15 protein-coding genes are annotated in these 15533 nt (G+C 55.1%); 10 read left to right on the top strand and 5 right to left on the bottom strand.

Going from position 1 to position 15533, the window contains the following annotated elements:
• Positions 1 to 38 precede the first annotated feature (38 nt).
• Both DOP62_RS10855 and DOP62_RS10850 read left to right on the top strand, forming a co-directional pair.
• Positions 39 to 635: a DarT ssDNA thymidine ADP-ribosyltransferase family protein gene (locus DOP62_RS10855; RefSeq protein ID WP_208674731.1), complete on the top strand. Its 597-nt coding sequence runs from the start codon at positions 39 to 41 to the stop codon at positions 633 to 635.
• Between the two features lie 7 nt (positions 636 to 642).
• Positions 643 to 1341 carry a DarT1-associated NADAR antitoxin family protein gene (locus DOP62_RS10850; RefSeq protein ID WP_208674729.1) on the top strand — a complete coding sequence of 233 codons (699 nt, stop codon included), beginning with the start codon at positions 643 to 645 and terminating at the stop codon, positions 1339 to 1341.
• Positions 1342 to 1412: 71 nt separating this feature from the next.
• Here the strand turns inward: DOP62_RS10850 and glmS are convergent, their stop codons facing one another.
• Positions 1413 to 3338, bottom strand: a complete 1926-nt coding sequence (glmS, locus tag DOP62_RS10845) for a glutamine--fructose-6-phosphate transaminase (isomerizing) (protein WP_208674727.1) — start codon at positions 3336 to 3338, stop codon at positions 1413 to 1415.
• Positions 3339 to 3484: 146 nt separating this feature from the next.
• The gene (gene psaC, locus DOP62_RS10840) at positions 3485 to 3730 is read right to left on the bottom strand and encodes a photosystem I iron-sulfur center protein PsaC (protein WP_011243298.1); all 246 of its coding nucleotides are present in this window, start codon (positions 3728 to 3730) and stop codon (positions 3485 to 3487) included.
• Between the two features lie 445 nt (positions 3731 to 4175).
• On the opposite strand from psaC, the gene acpP reads away from it, so the two are divergent.
• From acpP to lipA, 5 genes are all read left to right on the top strand, one after another.
• Positions 4176 to 4418 carry an acyl carrier protein gene (gene acpP, locus DOP62_RS10835; protein ID WP_011243297.1) on the top strand — a complete coding sequence of 81 codons (243 nt, stop codon included), beginning with the start codon at positions 4176 to 4178 and terminating at the stop codon, positions 4416 to 4418.
• Between the two features lie 67 nt (positions 4419 to 4485).
• Entirely contained in the window at positions 4486 to 5739 is a 1254-nt protein-coding gene (gene fabF, locus DOP62_RS10830; RefSeq protein WP_370538791.1) for a beta-ketoacyl-ACP synthase II, read from the top strand.
• Between the two features lie 146 nt (positions 5740 to 5885).
• The gene (gene tkt / locus DOP62_RS10825; protein ID WP_208674725.1) at positions 5886 to 7892 is read left to right on the top strand and encodes a transketolase; all 2007 of its coding nucleotides are present in this window, start codon (positions 5886 to 5888) and stop codon (positions 7890 to 7892) included.
• A gap of 96 nt (positions 7893 to 7988) precedes the next feature.
• A complete protein-coding gene (locus tag DOP62_RS10820) occupies positions 7989 to 8738 on the top strand; it encodes a CPBP family glutamic-type intramembrane protease (RefSeq protein WP_208674723.1) in 750 nt (249 codons plus the stop codon).
• Positions 8739 to 8970: 232 nt separating this feature from the next.
• Positions 8971 to 9969 carry a lipoyl synthase gene (gene lipA / locus DOP62_RS10815; RefSeq protein WP_261789907.1) on the top strand — a complete coding sequence of 333 codons (999 nt, stop codon included), beginning with the start codon at positions 8971 to 8973 and terminating at the stop codon, positions 9967 to 9969.
• Here the strand turns inward: lipA and DOP62_RS10810 are convergent.
• Entirely contained in the window at positions 9966 to 10529 is a 564-nt protein-coding gene (locus DOP62_RS10810) for an NADPH-dependent FMN reductase (RefSeq protein ID WP_208674720.1), read from the bottom strand. The genes lipA and DOP62_RS10810 overlap by 4 nt on opposite strands.
• 78 nt (positions 10530 to 10607) lie before the next feature.
• On the opposite strand from DOP62_RS10810, the gene DOP62_RS10805 reads away from it, so the two are divergent.
• From DOP62_RS10805 to DOP62_RS10795, 3 genes are read left to right on the top strand one after another with little or no spacing between them, the layout of a single operon-like run.
• Positions 10608 to 10877, top strand: a complete 270-nt coding sequence (locus DOP62_RS10805; protein ID WP_208674718.1) for a YciI family protein — start codon at positions 10608 to 10610, stop codon at positions 10875 to 10877.
• On the top strand, positions 10859 to 11551 hold the full coding sequence (locus DOP62_RS10800; RefSeq protein ID WP_208674716.1) for a hypothetical protein: 693 nt from the start codon (positions 10859 to 10861) through the stop codon (positions 11549 to 11551). The genes DOP62_RS10805 and DOP62_RS10800 overlap by 19 nt, the downstream gene beginning before the upstream one ends.
• A gap of 40 nt (positions 11552 to 11591) precedes the next feature.
• Positions 11592 to 13748 (top strand): cation:proton antiporter, encoded by a 2157-nt coding sequence (locus DOP62_RS10795; RefSeq protein ID WP_208674714.1) that lies wholly within the window; start codon positions 11592 to 11594, stop codon positions 13746 to 13748.
• A 3-nt stretch (positions 13749 to 13751) separates the two neighbouring features.
• Here the strand turns inward: DOP62_RS10795 and DOP62_RS10790 are convergent, their stop codons facing one another.
• Together DOP62_RS10790 and DOP62_RS10785 are read right to left on the bottom strand one after the other, a co-directional pair.
• On the bottom strand, positions 13752 to 14282 hold the full coding sequence (locus DOP62_RS10790; protein WP_208674712.1) for a hypothetical protein: 531 nt from the start codon (positions 14280 to 14282) through the stop codon (positions 13752 to 13754).
• A 56-nt stretch (positions 14283 to 14338) separates the two neighbouring features.
• Entirely contained in the window at positions 14339 to 15499 is a 1161-nt protein-coding gene (locus DOP62_RS10785) for a hypothetical protein (RefSeq protein ID WP_208674710.1), read from the bottom strand.
• Positions 15500 to 15533: the final 34 nt, after the last annotated feature.

Genomic DNA, 15533 nt, shown 5'->3' with positions numbered 1-15533 from the left:
TCGCTTGTTCTAATAAAGCGTAGTGGCTTTTTAAAGCTATGGGATTTTTTGATGATTTGCTTAGAGCATTTACAGGGAAGCGAGTCTCTTCTACTGCTACACTCACACAACATCCACGAAAAGCTGAGTGGCAATATTTAGAGCAACTTGTTCGAACAAACAGTGTTACTACCCTCTATCACTTTACCGACCAAGCCAATCTGGACTCTATTCGCCGCTGCGGGGGTCTATATAGCTGGGAGTACTGCGAAAATCGTCAAATTACAGTCCCTCGACCTGGTGGTAATTCTTTATCACGTGACCTTGATCGCAGAAGAAGCCTAGGCAACTATGTTCGTGTAAGTTTTGCCAAATACACTCCAATGTTTTATGTCGCACGTTCAGATGGACGATTAATGAAGCCATACATACTAGAAATAGATCCCGAAGTTATCTTTTGGAGAGACACACTATTTAGCGATGGCAATGCTACAGCAAATCGAGCTTTAATAGGCGATCAATTGAATGACTTCAAGCGCATTCGCTTTGATGTATTGAGGAAGCCAGAATGGACAAGTGAAGATGAGAAATATTATTGGCAAGCTGAAGTGCTAGTAAAAGAACATATCCCAGCAGCTTATATTAGAAATTTGTGAGACTAAAATGGCTATACGTCCAGTCTTTATTCCATCTTCTTTAGAAGATACTTTCGTTAAAGAAATACCAATTGAATTTACATGGTATTCAGGACTATCAAAAGTTCAAGCTCAAAAATCTATTGTTTCTCTACATACAGAAGCAGCAAAAAAAAATATTTGGCCTATCCTAGAAATCTCCTCTAAGTCAGTTAGCCATCTTGGTATATCACTGAGTGCTTTCAATCTCATGTTAGAGGTAGCACTACCAAGCCAAGAAATAAAACTCTCTGTTGAGTGTGCTTATCAAGGTAGCAAAGTATTTGCTAGCGGTGGACCTTATACAGATCTTTATTATGTTTCTAGCAGAGATGCTAAGGTTGACGAAAGGTTACGTAGTTCTGGTCACTTTGTCAAATACTCTTTTTTTGGTGAGGATTTTCCTTGCCAACCAGTAACAGCATTTTATGATTGGCTTTATTTACAAGCTCTCTCTCAAAATACAAGTCTTTCCGAACAGCTTTTTGAGTTTCAGGGATTTTCAGACATTGCATTCAATCCTGCAAAGTCCTTGAATTGCCAGGCTAGAGCTGCTGCATTATTTGTTGCTCTTACAAGGTGCAAACACCTAGAACAAGTTTTAGCTGATAAAAACTACTACCTTGCTTTAGTCTCAGGAAGAGAAGTAAAAATTAAGGATCAGCAACTACTGCTTGATTTACAATAGTCTACAAACACAAGAAATTCAAAGCACTATTAGAACTTCACTAGTGATTTAGAGTCAGTTTTCTTCTTTGTCTACTCGACAGTGACAGATTTGGCAAGATTTCGAGGTTGGTCGACGTCCAAACCCCGCAGTGCAGCGATATGATAGCTCAGCAATTGCAGTGGGATAACCGTCAGTAGCGGCGAGAGCAGTTCATCCACAATTGGCACCCAGAGGTGATAGTCAAAAACATTAGCATCAGGGCCATCTGGGAGTACGCCAATCATTCGCGCATCTCGGGCTTTCGCTTCTTGGGCGTTTGAGAGCACCTTGTCGTACACAGAACCTGGAACTGCGATCGCAACCACCGGCACCTTCGAATCGAGCAGCGCGATCGGGCCGTGCTTCATCTCACCTGCCGGATAGCCCTCAGCATGGATGTAGCTAATCTCCTTCAGCTTTAGCGCCCCTTCGAGGGCGATCGGGAAGTTAATCCCACGCCCCATAAAGATGAAGTCTTGGGTTTCGGTGAACTGATGGGCGAGCGACTCAATTGCCCCATCTTGTTCCCGCAACAGCTGCTCAATCTGATCTGGAATCCGTTTCAGTCCTGCGATTAAGGCTTCAAGTTTTTCGTGCGACTGACTGCCGCGCCGATAGGCCAAATCGATCGCCAGACCATAGAAAGCCAGCACCTGTCCTAAAAAGGTCTTTGTGGCTGCAACGCCCACCTCAATTCCTGCTTGGATATCGAGAATGTGCGGCACCACGTGGGCCAGCGTACTTTCCGAGCGGTTGGTAATCCCCAGCAAACGCGGTGCAAACTCAGCGCCCAAGCCCGATCGCCGTTCGCCTTCTTTCTCCAAAGCGGCCAGCGTGTCTGCGGTCTCGCCAGACTGCGTCACCCCAATCGTGAGGGTGTTGCGCACCAGCGGCGCAGGAGCATAGCGAAACTCCGAAGCGTAGTAAACCTGTGTAGGCACGCCTGCCAACGTTTCGAGCAAGTAGCGTCCGACAAGGCTGGCATGCCAGCTAGTGCCACAAGCCAGAATCTGAATTTGCTCAAGGTCATTGAGCAGCTCGTCGGGCAAATTGAGGATGACCGGCGTTTGCGCATGGGGATAGGGTGCCACTTGGGCTGGTTCATCGGCGGCATCAGCACGCCAATTGTCATTGAGGTGAGTGCTCAACCAACTGCGCACCACGCCCGGTTGGTCGTAAATCTCCTTGAGCATGTAGTGGCGGAAGCCCTGTTTTTCCGCCAACAGAGAGGTACCGCTCAACAACCGTGGTTGCTTACGCAGGCGATCGCCTTGGAAGTTAAAGATCTCAACCCCCAGCGGCGTTAGTCGGGCCATCTCGCCATTCTCAAGCGTCACCACGGCTCGAGTGTGGTTGATGATTGCCGGCGTATCTGAAGCGCAGAAAAACTCCCCTTGACCAAAGCCAATCACCAGAGGTGCTTGCTGGCGCGCCACCACGATCTCATCGGGAGCATCGATACAGAGCACCGCGATCGCGTAGGCTCCCTCTAACTCCTGTACCGCCAGGCGTACCGCCTCCAGTAGTCGCGAGTCAGGCGCACTGCCTGCCGCTTCCAATTGCCGGAAGTGACGCGCAATCAAATTGGGGATAACTTCCGTGTCGGTGTCTGAGACAAACTCGATTCCTTCCGCCTGCAGTGCCTCACGCAGCTCACGGTAGTTTTCGACGATGCCATTCTGAACAACCGCCACTAAGCCACTCATGTCTTTGTGGGGGTGGGCGTTCCGGACTTCCGGTTTGCCGTGGGTTGCCCAGCGGGTATGCCCAATGCCGAGGTGGGCAGGACTGTCATGGTTTTGCAGTGCAGCTTGCAGATTGTGGAGCTTGCCTTCCGCCCGCACAATTTGGAGCTGATGATCCCACAGGGTTGCAATACCGGCTGAATCGTAGCCGCGATACTCCAGCTGCCGCAGACCATCCAAGAGGATGTGACTGGCAGGCTGAGTGCCGATATAGCCAACGATGCCGCACATGGACTGAACTCCCAGCAGGGATCAATGGCAGCCATCGTAGCGGAAAGTCTGTCCCCTTCAAGGGCGATCGCCGCAGAAAGAGGTCACAAAAAAGGGGGCGATCGCCCCCTAAACCACAAGCCTGGATCTTGACCGTTGACGTGGCTTTAGTAAGCCAGACCCATACTGCGAGTCGTTTCAGCACCCAGATAGACCCGAATGCTCAAAAAGTCGGTGGGGCAAGCTGTTTCGCAACGCTTACAGCCCACACAGTCTTCAGTCCGTGGAGAAGCAGCGATCTGACCGGCTTTACAGCCGTCCCAGGGCACCATTTCCAGCACATCGAGAGGGCACGCCCGCACGCACTGGGTGCAGCCGATGCAAGTGTCGTAAATCTTGACCGAATGAGACATTGAACTGTTGCTCCAATTGCAGCGCTAGACTCTGGGCAACGTCGGCAGCAAACGGCCGAACCACTGCGCAAGCCAAACAGCCTGATGTAACAGGCATTCAGGCAATTTCCGGCCTCAGCATACCGTGGGGCTTTCAACCAGTTTTCGCGCGGCTGCAAAAAATTAACAAATTGCCAAGCAGGGCAAGGGATTGACCCACGATCGCCCTTGTTTTTGTTACAGCTCCGAGACGGTCTCGTCCCCTTGAGGTCATCTCCGCTATTTAGCGGGGGCTCCGCTTGCCTTTAAGATGTAGGGATGCCTAAATCCGAACGCTCTCTGATCACGCCCTGATCACGCGATCGTTTCGGTCTGGGCAGTCGGCAAAACTGCTGACTGGGCTTAGCTTCTGGCGACCCCCCTTCATTGTCACCTTGTTTCCCGCATTTCTAGGTAGAGAGCATCCATGAGCCAAGAAGACATCTTCAGCAAAGTCAAGGACATCGTGGCCGAGCAGCTGAGTGTGGATGTGGCTGAAGTCAAGCCAGAATCCAGCTTCCAAAATGATCTGGGAGCGGACTCACTGGACACCGTGGAACTGGTGATGGCTCTGGAAGAAGCATTTGATATCGAAATTCCTGACGAAGCCGCTGAAGGCATTGCGACCGTTCAAGATGCCGTCGATTTCATCGCCAGCAAAGCTGCCTAGGGGATGAAGTCACTGGGGCTCAACCGAGCCTGCTGTTGCTGACCATCGTTTGTGCAGAGACGCATCCATGACTGAATCCGGACGCCAGCGTGTTGTTATTACCGGTCTGGGAGCAATTACCCCGATCGGAAATGATCCAACGGAATATTGGCAAGGACTGCTTGCTGGTCGCAATGGCATCGACCTGATTCGGGGCTTTGATGCGTCCCGCCATGCTTGCAAGATTGCGGGTGAGGTCAAGGACTTTGACCCGAACCAGTACATGGATCGCAAGGATGCTAAGCGCATGGATCGCTTTGCGCAACTCGCGGTAGCGGCCAGTCGCCAAGCCGTGAGTGACGCCAAGCTAGAGATCACTGAACTCAATGCGGATTCGATTGGGGTGCTGATCGGCTCCGGTATTGGCGGTCTCAAGGTGATGGAAGACCAGCAGACAGTTTTGCTGGAGAAAGGGCCCGATCGCTGCAGCCCCTTCATGGTGCCGATGATGATCGCCAACATGGCGGCAGGGCTGACGGCAATCCAGTTGGGTGCCAAAGGTCCTTGTAACGTCACAGTCACAGCCTGTGCAGCGGGTTCGAATGCAGTTGGTGAAGCCTTTCGCTTGATTCAGTACGGTTATGCCAAGGCCATGGTTTGTGGCGGCACTGAGTCCTGCGTGACGCCGTTGGCCATGGCTGGCTTTGCCGCTTGTAAGGCACTGTCGTTGCGCAATGACGACCCAGCCCATGCCTGCCGTCCCTTTGATAAGGGCCGTGATGGCTTTGTTATGGGTGAAGGGGCTGGCATTTTGGTGCTGGAATCCTTGGAACATGCCCAAGCGCGGGGCGCTCGCATCTATGGCGAGATTGTCGGCTATGGCATGACTTGCGACGCCTATCACATCACCTCGCCGGTGCCAGGTGGTTTAGGTGCTGCGCGGGCGATCGAGCTGGCCTTGCGGGATGCGAATCTGCAGCCCAGCCAAGTCAGCTACATCAATGCCCATGGCACCAGCACGCCAGCCAATGACAGTACGGAGACGGCGGCAATTAAAAAAGCCTTGGGTGAGCATGCCTACAAGCTGGTCATCAGCTCCACCAAGTCGATGACCGGCCACCTCCTGGGCGGATCGGGCGGGATTGAAGCGGTCGCTACAACTTTGGCGATCGCCGAAGACAAAGTGCCGCCGACGATCAACTTGGAAGATCCTGATCCTGATTGCGACTTGGACTATGTCCCCAATCAGGCGCGATCGCTACCGGTGGAAGTGGCCTTGTCCAATTCCTTCGGCTTCGGTGGGCACAACGTCACGCTGGCCTTCCGGAAATTCCATCCTTAGATTTCCTGCAGGTATCCTTCGCATCTTGATGGGGATCACCGGAGGATGAAATGATGGGTCAGTGGCGAAGTCTGCTGCCTCACCCGCTTGGGTTGACCCTGTGGGGGCTGTAAGCCCGAGTCAATTTTGTCAGTTAGGTAGAGATTATGGTTGTTGCGGCTCAATCCCTCGACGAACTTTGTATTAATTCGATCCGTTTTCTTGCCATTGATGCGGTCGAAAAAGCAAAGTCGGGTCACCCCGGTCTGCCCATGGGGGCAGCGCCGATGGCCTACGTCCTTTGGGACCGCTTCCTGCGCTTCAATCCCAAAAACCCTGCTTGGTTCAATCGCGATCGCTTCGTCCTCTCGGCCGGCCACGGCTGCATGCTGCAGTACGCGCTGCTGCACCTGAGCGGCTACGACAGCGTCAGCATTGACGACATCAAGAACTTCCGTCAGTGGGGTTCGCCGACTCCGGGTCACCCTGAGAACTTTGAAACCCCGGGCGTGGAAGTGACCACTGGACCCTTGGGTCAAGGCATCGCTAACGCGGTGGGTCTGGCGCTAGCAGAAGCTCACTTGGCGGCTCGCTTCAACAAGCCCGATGCCAAGCTGGTTGATCACTACACCTATGTGATCCTGGGCGACGGCTGCAACATGGAGGGGATCTCCGGTGAAGCCGCTTCACTGGCGGGTCACTGGGGCCTAGGCAAACTGATCGCCCTCTACGACGACAACCACATCTCCATCGACGGCTCGACTGATGTTGCCTTCACGGAAGATGTCAGCAAGCGCTTTGAAGCCTACGGCTGGCATGTCCTGCACGTCGAGAACGGCAACACCGATCTAGCAGCGATCGAGAAAGCGATCGCGGATGCGAAAGCCGTGACCGACAAGCCGACCCTGATCAAAGTCACCACGACGATTGGCTACGGCTCGCCCAACAAAGCCAATACTGCTGGCGTTCACGGTGCGGCGCTGGGTGAAGCTGAAATCAAGCTGACTCGCGAAAACCTCGGCTGGGATTACGAACCCTTCGTGGTGCCCGAGGATGCGCTGGCGCACTGGCGTAAAGCGATCGAGCGCGGTGCTGCACTGGAATCGAGCTGGAATGAAACCCTAGCTCAGTACAAAGCCAACTACCCTGCTGAAGCGGCTGAATTCGAGCGGATGTTGCGCGGCGAATTGCCGACCGGCTGGGCCGATGCACTGCCGAGCTACACTCCGGCGGACAAAGCGGTTGCTACCCGTAAGCACTCGGAAATCTGTCTGAATGCCTTGGCTCCGGTGCTGCCGGAACTGATCGGTGGCTCGGCTGACTTGACCCACTCCAACCTGACGGAGTTGCATGTCTCGGGCGACTTCCAGAAAGGCGCTTACGAAAACCGCAACGTCCACTTTGGGGTGCGTGAGCATGCGATGGCGGCGATCGCCAACGGCATTGCCTTGCACAACAGCGGCTTAATTCCTTACGCTGCGACCTTCTTGGTCTTCGCAGACTACATGCGCGGCGCGATGCGTCTGTCGGCGCTGTCGGAAGTGGGCGTCATCTACGTCCTCACCCACGACTCGATCGGCTTGGGCGAAGATGGCCCGACCCACCAACCGGTGGAAACGATCGCCTCGCTACGGATTATCCCCAACATGCTGGTCTTCCGTCCGGCGGACGGTAATGAAGCCAGCGGAGCCTACAAAGTTGCGGTGGAAAATCGCAAGCGTCCGTCGGTCTTGGCAATGTCGCGCCAAAACCTGCCCAACTTGGAAGGTTCCAGCATCGACATCGTCGCTAAGGGTGCCTATGTGCTCTCCGATGACGAAGGCACGCCGGACCTGATCCTGCTGGCCACCGGTAGCGAAGTCTCGCTCTGCGTGGAAGCAGCGAAACAACTGCGGGCAGAAGGCAAGAAAGTCCGTATCGTCTCCATGCCTTGCTGGGAACTGTTCGACGAACAGTCTGCTGAGTACAAAGAGTCCGTGCTGCCGAAAGCTGTGACCGCGCGTCTGGCTGTGGAAGCAGGTTCTTCCTTCGGCTGGCATCGCTACACCGGTGACGCAGGTGCCACGATCTCGACCGATACCTTCGGTGCTTCGGCTCCGGGCAACGTCATGTTCGAGAAATTTGGCTTCACCGTCGACAACGTTGTTGCTAAAGCGAAAGCAGTGCTCGGCTAGGCGATCGCCTTCTGGCTGACCACTAAAGCTTGAATCGACTCCCCTTTCGTAAGCTGACGGAAGGGGATTTTTCTTTGGTGTCCGAGGAGGAGCATTGTGGGTCAGCCTGTTGATGCAGCCATTTCATGGCGATTGCACCTCCTGCTTTGGCTGCTGGGGATGATGGGCGTTCTCTCGCTGTTGCTGCTGCCTTTGCCGCCACTGGGTGAAGCTCCGATACCCCCGATGGCTCTGCGAGTCTTAGTGCTGATTCAGCCAACGATTTTGCTCACGATCGCGGTTCTAATCGGTGCTCGCCTCGCGCCTGCGGTGGGTTTGCAAGCACCAGCTGTAGTTGCCTGTAGCAATCGTCAGAATGGCTGGTCACTGCTTCAACCGCAACTTTGGCCTGCATTGTTAGCTGGACTGCTCAGTGGTGTCTTGCTCTGGGCGATCGCGGGGGTCGGTCAGTTTCTGCTTCCGCTAGAACTGGCTAGCATGGCTGCTCCGCCGCTACTCCTGCGCTTCCTCTATGGCGGAATTACGGAGGAAATTTTACTGCGCTGGGGTTTGATGACCTTGCTGCTCTGGCTAGGCTGGCGCTGGGGACAACGACGTCAGGGCTTGCCTCAAAAACGCTGGGTCGCGATCGCGATTGCTCTTTCTGCTTTTGTCTTTGCAGCAGCGCACTTACCCTATGCTGCTGCGATCGGGCTACCGCTGACGCCAGTGCTGACTGGCTATCTACTGCTGCAAAACGGGCTGTTTGGCCTCGTTGCAGGCTATCTCTATTGGCGCTATGGACTAGAAGCCGCGATCGTTGCCCACTGGGTCGTCCACCTCGCGTTGGCGATTCTTCAGGGCTGAGGGGGGCGATCGCCACTCACATGACCGATGGCTAAGCTCGATCGTGGCCTGCCCTTACTTCTTCCAAGGCCAGCGAGTTCCCATTTCGGTCGCAGCTGACCAACAGAGGTAGAGGATGAGAACGGCAACGCCCAGTAGGAAGGGAAAAAGATCGTCGGGCATGGTGAAAAGCGATCGCTGCTTATGGCACTGAAGATTCGGTGATGATAGCGCTCAAGTCCTATGGGGCAGTGTGTCACAATTCGAAAAGTTGCGATCGCTGCCTTTAAAGCACCCTGTCAGCGACTGTGATCGCCGCTATCTCTGCACTCACGAGCCCCGAACTGAGGAGCGTCTCTTGGTCGTCAAACCGGAATGGCTGCGAGTCAAAGCACCGCAGTGGCAACGCGTCGGCAACGTCAAGCAAGTCTTGGCAGATCTGGGGCTGAATACCGTTTGCGAAGAGGCATCCTGCCCCAACATTGGTGAATGCTTTAACGCTGGGACGGCCACCTTTTTGATCATGGGTCCGGCTTGCACGCGGGCTTGCCCCTACTGCGATATTGACTTTGAGAAGAAACCCAAGGCACTCGATCCGACTGAGCCACAGCGTCTTGCAGAAGCCGTGGGGCGGCTCAATCTCAATCACGTCGTGATCACCTCGGTCAATCGCGATGATTTGCCGGATGGCGGTGCTGAACAATTCAAACGCTGCATCGAGGCTGTGCGATCGCGATCGCCTCAGACCACAATCGAGGTTTTGATTCCTGACCTCTGTGGCAATTGGCAGGCACTGGAAATCATTTTGTCCGCTGCGCCCGAGGTGCTGAACCACAACATCGAAACCGTCTCGCGGCTCTACCGGCGAGTGCGACCCCAAGGCGACTACCAGCGATCGCTGGAACTGTTGCGCCGCAGTCGTGAACAGGCACCGTGGATCTACACCAAGTCCGGGCTGATGGTCGGTTTGGGCGAAAGTGCGGAAGAAGTCCAACAGGTTCTGGTGGATCTGCGCAGCGTCGACTGTGACATCGTCACGATCGGGCAGTACCTGCAGCCCACCCAAAAACATTTGGGTGTTGATCGCTTTGTCACACCCGCTGAGTTCGATGCTTGGCAACAGCAAGGCAGTGAGCTCGGCTTCCTACAAGTCGTAGCCTCGCCCCTAACCCGCAGCTCCTATCACGCAGAAGAAGTGCGGCGCTTGATGCAGGAATACCCACGCCAGCGCCCAGCGATCGCGCTGAACTAAGTCCGTTCCAAATAGCTGACGAGCGTTCGCCCCAGGTTGAGGAAAGCCTCCTGTTGAGCCTCATCCTGCAGCTGATCGTGATCGTTAAAAGCGAGATCAGCGTGGGTTAGCGATCGTTGCTGGGGCAGGATAATCGTGCCGAGATTGTAGAGGATGTCGCGGACGTGAAAGAGTCCCCGCAGTCCGCCCAACTGCCCCGGCGAAGCTGACATCAAGATCGTGGTTTTGCCTCGGAAGGGACTGGCTGCACCGTTCGGTTCTGGCCGGGAGGCCCAGTCGATCGCATTCTTCAGTAGCGGCGTGATTGAACTGTTGTATTCCGGGCAAGCAATCAGCCAGCCGTCATGCTGTCGCAGTAAGCGCTTGAAGCCAACAGCACCCGGCGGTAAACCCTGCTCGGCTTCCTCATCCTCGTTAAAGATCGGCAGATTGAGATCCTGCAGATTGATCAGGGTGACTTCTGCTCCCGCTCGATGGGCACCCGCCGCCGCGATCGCCACCAAGCGTTGGTTGTAGGACTGACGACGGCCACTGCCGGAGAAGGCCAAGACTTTGACCATGGCTAAATCAAGAGGCTCCTGTGATTGAGCATAGCGGCAGCATCGATAATGCCTGAGAAGTCTCACTACACTGACAAAATGGCCAAGTTTGTTCTCTGGGGTCGCTACTGCGAGGACGTTCTGGAAAAACGGGCTCCCCACCGAGAAGCGCACCTCGCCGGGCTGGCGGTGCAAAAAGAGCAAGGGCTTCTGATTACCCTCGGCCCCACCCAAGATCTCACCCATGTGTTTGGGATTTACGAAGCAGACGCGATCGAAACCGTCAAACAGGCGATCGAAGCCGATCCCTACTGGCAAAATGGCATCTGGACCGAATATGAGGTGCGCGAGTGGATTCAAGCCTTCTGAAGCGATGGCTAGCAGCGATCGCGTGGCTCGCACTCGTGAGTTACACGGTTCTATTCTCTCCACCCGACGATCCGCAGACCTGGGATTTAATTCGTCGGCTATCGCTGGGGCAGTGGCAAGGGATTAACCCGTTGATTGTGGCGCTGTTTAACGCCATGGGGTTATGGCCGCTGCTCTACGGCCCGCTCTTGCTGATCGATGGCCATCAGCGGGGCTGGCGAGCTTGGCCCTTTGCGATCGCCAGTTTTGGGGCGGGTGCCTTTGCGCTGCTGCCCTACTTTGTCTTTCGTCCGCTGCAGCCTGGCGCACAACCCGCTAGTTGGCCGCCGTTCCTCCAGAAGCTCGATCGCCGCTGGTTAGCTCTGCCTTTGGCAGGGGCGATTGCCCTCTTAGGAGCCCTAGCGCTGCAAGGTGATCCAGCGGACTTTGTGCAGCAATTTCAGAGCAGTCGCTTCATCCACGTGATGACCTTGGACTTTGCTTGCCTGACGCTGCTGTTCCCCGTACTCCTGCTGGAGGATGCGTACCGCCGTGGCGATCGCCGTCGTTTTTGGGCATGGATTGGTTTCCTGCCGTTGCTGGGTGCGGTGATTTATCAAGGCTGGCGCTTCCCCTTGCCGACGGCCAAACCCTTGTCTGCAAGCGATGAGGCGACAGCGGCTGCAATTTCCTGAAATCGTGCTGCCATAGGAACATCGTGCACCTGAGGCCGCCATGCACTTCAGTCACGTTGTGGTCGTCCTGATCGAAATTCTGGTCGTCATCCTCTGCTCGCGGTTATTGGGCTCCTTGGTGCACCGGTTTGGCCAGCCCCTCGTGGTCGGTGAGATTGCGGCGGGAATTCTGCTAGGGCCGTCCTTCCTGGGGGCGATCGCTCCGAAATTAGAGCTAGCGATTTTTCCGCAGGCGAGTGGGTCTTACCTTGAGCTACTGGCTCAAGTCGGCCTGATCTTCTTCATGTTTTTGATTGGGCTGGAACTCAATCCCCAGTATTTGCAAGGGCGATTGCGGCTTGCCCTCTGGGTTTCTAACCTGAGTGTGTTGCTGCCGTTTGGTTTGGGCATTGGCCTCGCGATTGGGTTGCAGCGCTTCTATCCAGCGATTTTGGTTCAGGGTGTCGGTCTGTTACCCGTCAGTTTATTTCTGGGTGTGGCGCTGTCGATTACCGCCTTTCCGGTGCTGGCGCGCATCCTCACTGAGCGCAACCTACAGCGCACGCCGCTGGGAAGTTTGGCGCTGACCTGTGCTGCGATCGATGACCTCACGGCTTGGTGTCTGTTGGCGATCGCGATCGCGGTGACCCGCACCAACAGCATGGTGGCGGCCATTCCCACGATCATTCTGGCGATCCTTTTCTGCGGGGGGATGTTGACGCTGGGGCGACGCTGGCTGGGCAACGTGATCAGCCGTTGGTATGCCCGCAGCGGGGAACTCTCCCAAGTGCTGCTAGCCACGATCTACATGGGGGTGCTGGTTTCGGCACTGCTAACTGAGCTGATTGGTATTCACTTCATCTTCGGTGCCTTTTTACTGGGCGTAGTCTTGCCCAAGAATCAGGAGCTGACACGGGATTTAGCCCTGCGCACCGAAGACTTTGTATTGACGATTTTGCTGCCGGTTTTCTTTGCCTATAGCGGGTTGCGCACTGATCTCAGCCGTCTCAATCAACCGGCACTTTGGTTCATTGGTGTACTGATTTTGGTCGTCGCGATCGCGGGCAAAGTCGGTGGGGCTTACCTTGCAGCGCGCTGGGGCAAACTATCCTCCCGCGAAGCACAAACCCTCGGCTGGTTGATGAATACGCGGGGCTTGACGGAACTAGTCGTTCTCAACATTGGCTTGAGCTTGGGAGTAATTTCGTCGGAGTTGTTCACCTTGCTGGTGATTATGGCTTTGGTAACGACGGTGATGACGACCCCACTGCTCAATCGTCTTTATCCGCAGCGGCGCATTCTCTCGCTGCCCCAGCCTCAATTGGCTAATGCTGAATCGGCCTATCAGGTACTCGTGCCCTTGGCCAATCCACGCACGCAGCGCGAACTACTCAGTGTGGCGACCGATTTAGCCCTGAGCGATCGAGGCATGGGGGTGATTTATCCCACCAATTTGCTGGAAATTAACAACGACTATGGCTTCAATGACATGCCCGTGGAAGTCGAAGCTGAACTGCAGAGCTTGCAACAAGGCATGGATCGTCTGCTGGCTGGAATGCGCTTTCCGCCAACAGCAGTGCTGCCAATTATCCGCTCGTCGGGCAACGTTGGTCGTGACCTCTGTCAGTTAGCAGATCAAGCCCGAGTCGATTTAGTTTTGGCAGGCTGGCACCGCTCAACAGTGGGTGATAGTCGCCTTGGGGGACGGGTGGGATATCTGCTCAATCATGCTCCGACTGATGTAGCAATTTACGTTAACAAAGACAGCGATTCATCGCGGCGACATCTGCTTGTACCCTATGGCGGTTCATCCCATGATGACCTCAGTTTGGAATTAGCATTGCGGCTCTTGCTGGGGCAGCCACAACGACAACTACGACTGTTGCAATTTGAGGCGATCGCAGGGGCGGAGCTCAGTGCAGAAGCGAGAGCCTTATTGGATCAGCTCAGTCCTGAACTGCGCGATCGCATTCGCTACGAATGCCTGTGGCAGCAAGATCCCTTGGACTTTCTCATTGAGGCGACGGCTGAGGCTGATCTCACCTTAGTGGGCACGAGTCGTTCTTGGGGTTTGGCGCGTAAGACCCTGGGGTTCTATCCCGATCGCCTGGTCGAAGCCTGTCACTCGTCCTTAATTGTGACGCGCCGCTACACCGCAATGAGTCGGCACCTCAGCCCACAAACGCTGTCCCTCGCGACCATACAGTCGGAGAGTTGAAGGCTAATTTCGACGGTCTTGTGTAGAGCTGAAAGGCATCATTATTTCTTGGCAGAGCCGATCCACTGGATTGGAATATTCCTTGTCATTTTGAATCATAGGGCGATCGCTACGCCAGAGTAATTGAGACTGATTCCAGTCATCGAGTAGGAAGAGCGCTTCGGAAGCACTTTGCTGGGCAATGTCAGTGAATAAGGATTGAATAGACTGACTTTCTTCAAAGGCTTTTGCCATCGCTGAGTAGGACGAAGTGGCGCTCGTAAGCAGATAGCGATCGCCGAACCGAAACGCTGTCCAAACACAACCAATCGCAACATGATCAGTTTGTTCAATCGCTTGTGTATCGAGCGTTTTAACCACCTCATCCAAGGCCACCACAAAACAGAGACAAATATCTGGAGGTGCAGTTTTGGTTGCCAGAATTGATCGCAGTTCCGGTTCAGTTGAGGGCGTCGTCTTTTGAATAATCAGCTCAAATAACGCGGGGGCTTGCTCAATCGGCGTCACAATTTCCAGCGAGACGAGTCGTCCCATTCAACTCCAGCCTCTCTCCGTCAATAGTTGGGTCAGCATGGCTGCATCCTCAAGGCTTAAAACGGTACAGCTTCGGTACTGGGAGGGGGCGAAAGTCGATGCAGATAGTGCAAGAAATCCAGTAGCTCTTCAGTCGTCAACTGTTGGCGACTGGCCTTTCCGTAGGTCTGGCGTAGATGATCGCTGCCTTGGCGATTCGTCCAACCCAGTCGTTTCACTGCAGCACTGGTGAGCTCCATCGCCTCACTGCGATTGGGCTGTACCTCTGGCGGGGCGATCACGGGGGGTGCCGCCGGTTCAGGAGTGGGTACTGGTGGCAAGGAAACGCTTCGGACTGGCTCAGGTTCGGCAGCGACGGGTGTTGCAGGAGTTAGCCCCGGAGTTGGCAGCGATCGCAAGTGATCGAGGAAGAGCAAAAGCTGATCGTAGTCAGCAATCAGGGCACGCGATCGCTTACCGAAGTGTTGCAACAGGTAAGCTTGCTCCTCGGCTTCCGTCCACATCAGTCGCTTCAGCTCGACTTCAATTTCCGCTAGGTCTTCTGACCAGTCGGTTGGCACGGTGGATAAGGGAGCCGTTGGCGCTGGCTCGAGATCCAGCAAGGGCAGCTCAGCCGGTGTCGCTGCCGGTTGGGGTTGTGAGGGTTTAGGGCGATCGCGCTCAACAGGTGGCGTTTTGACAACGCGCGGGGCTGGAGTAACTTCCTCCAGCTCTGCTTCAACTGCGTCGAAAGCAGGGATCTCGGACTCGAGTTCTGAAGCGATCGCCGGGGCTGCAGGGGCTGTCATCGAAGTGCTGGCAGCTTCCAAGACGCGATCGTTGGCTGTCGCCGATAGAACCGGCGTAGCCTGGGCCACAACTTGAACTTCCCATTGGGTGGGGGCAATTCGCTCGGGGCTGAGCCCCAACAGCTCTAACACCCTCAGCCGGGCGCGATCTTCAGCCTCTTCAATTTGGGTGGCAGCTCCCAACCCCGTGGCCAGTGTTTGCCCTGCAATTTCTACTTGCGCCCGAACCACAAATTGCTCACCTTGGACGCTGACTAACTCTGCTGTCAGGCTGGCATTGGGATACTGCTGGCGCAGCTGTTGGTAGACCTGTAAACGGGCTTGAACAGTCGTTGCCAACGCCAGTGGATGATTGCGGTGTGCGAAGTCAGCGTCCATGGCAGTTTGATGACGGACTTGGACAGCGATCGCGGTTCCGGTTGGGTTCATTCTAAGCGGCTCGGCAAGCCGACTGATTGTACCG

Source organism: Synechococcus elongatus PCC 11801, from assembly GCF_003846445.2.
In the GTDB taxonomy this organism is placed as follows: Bacteria; Cyanobacteriota; Cyanobacteriia; order Synechococcales; family Synechococcaceae; genus Synechococcus; species Synechococcus elongatus_A.
Note: the sequence above shows the minus strand (reverse complement) of the source record. Positions and strands in the feature narration are given on the sequence as shown.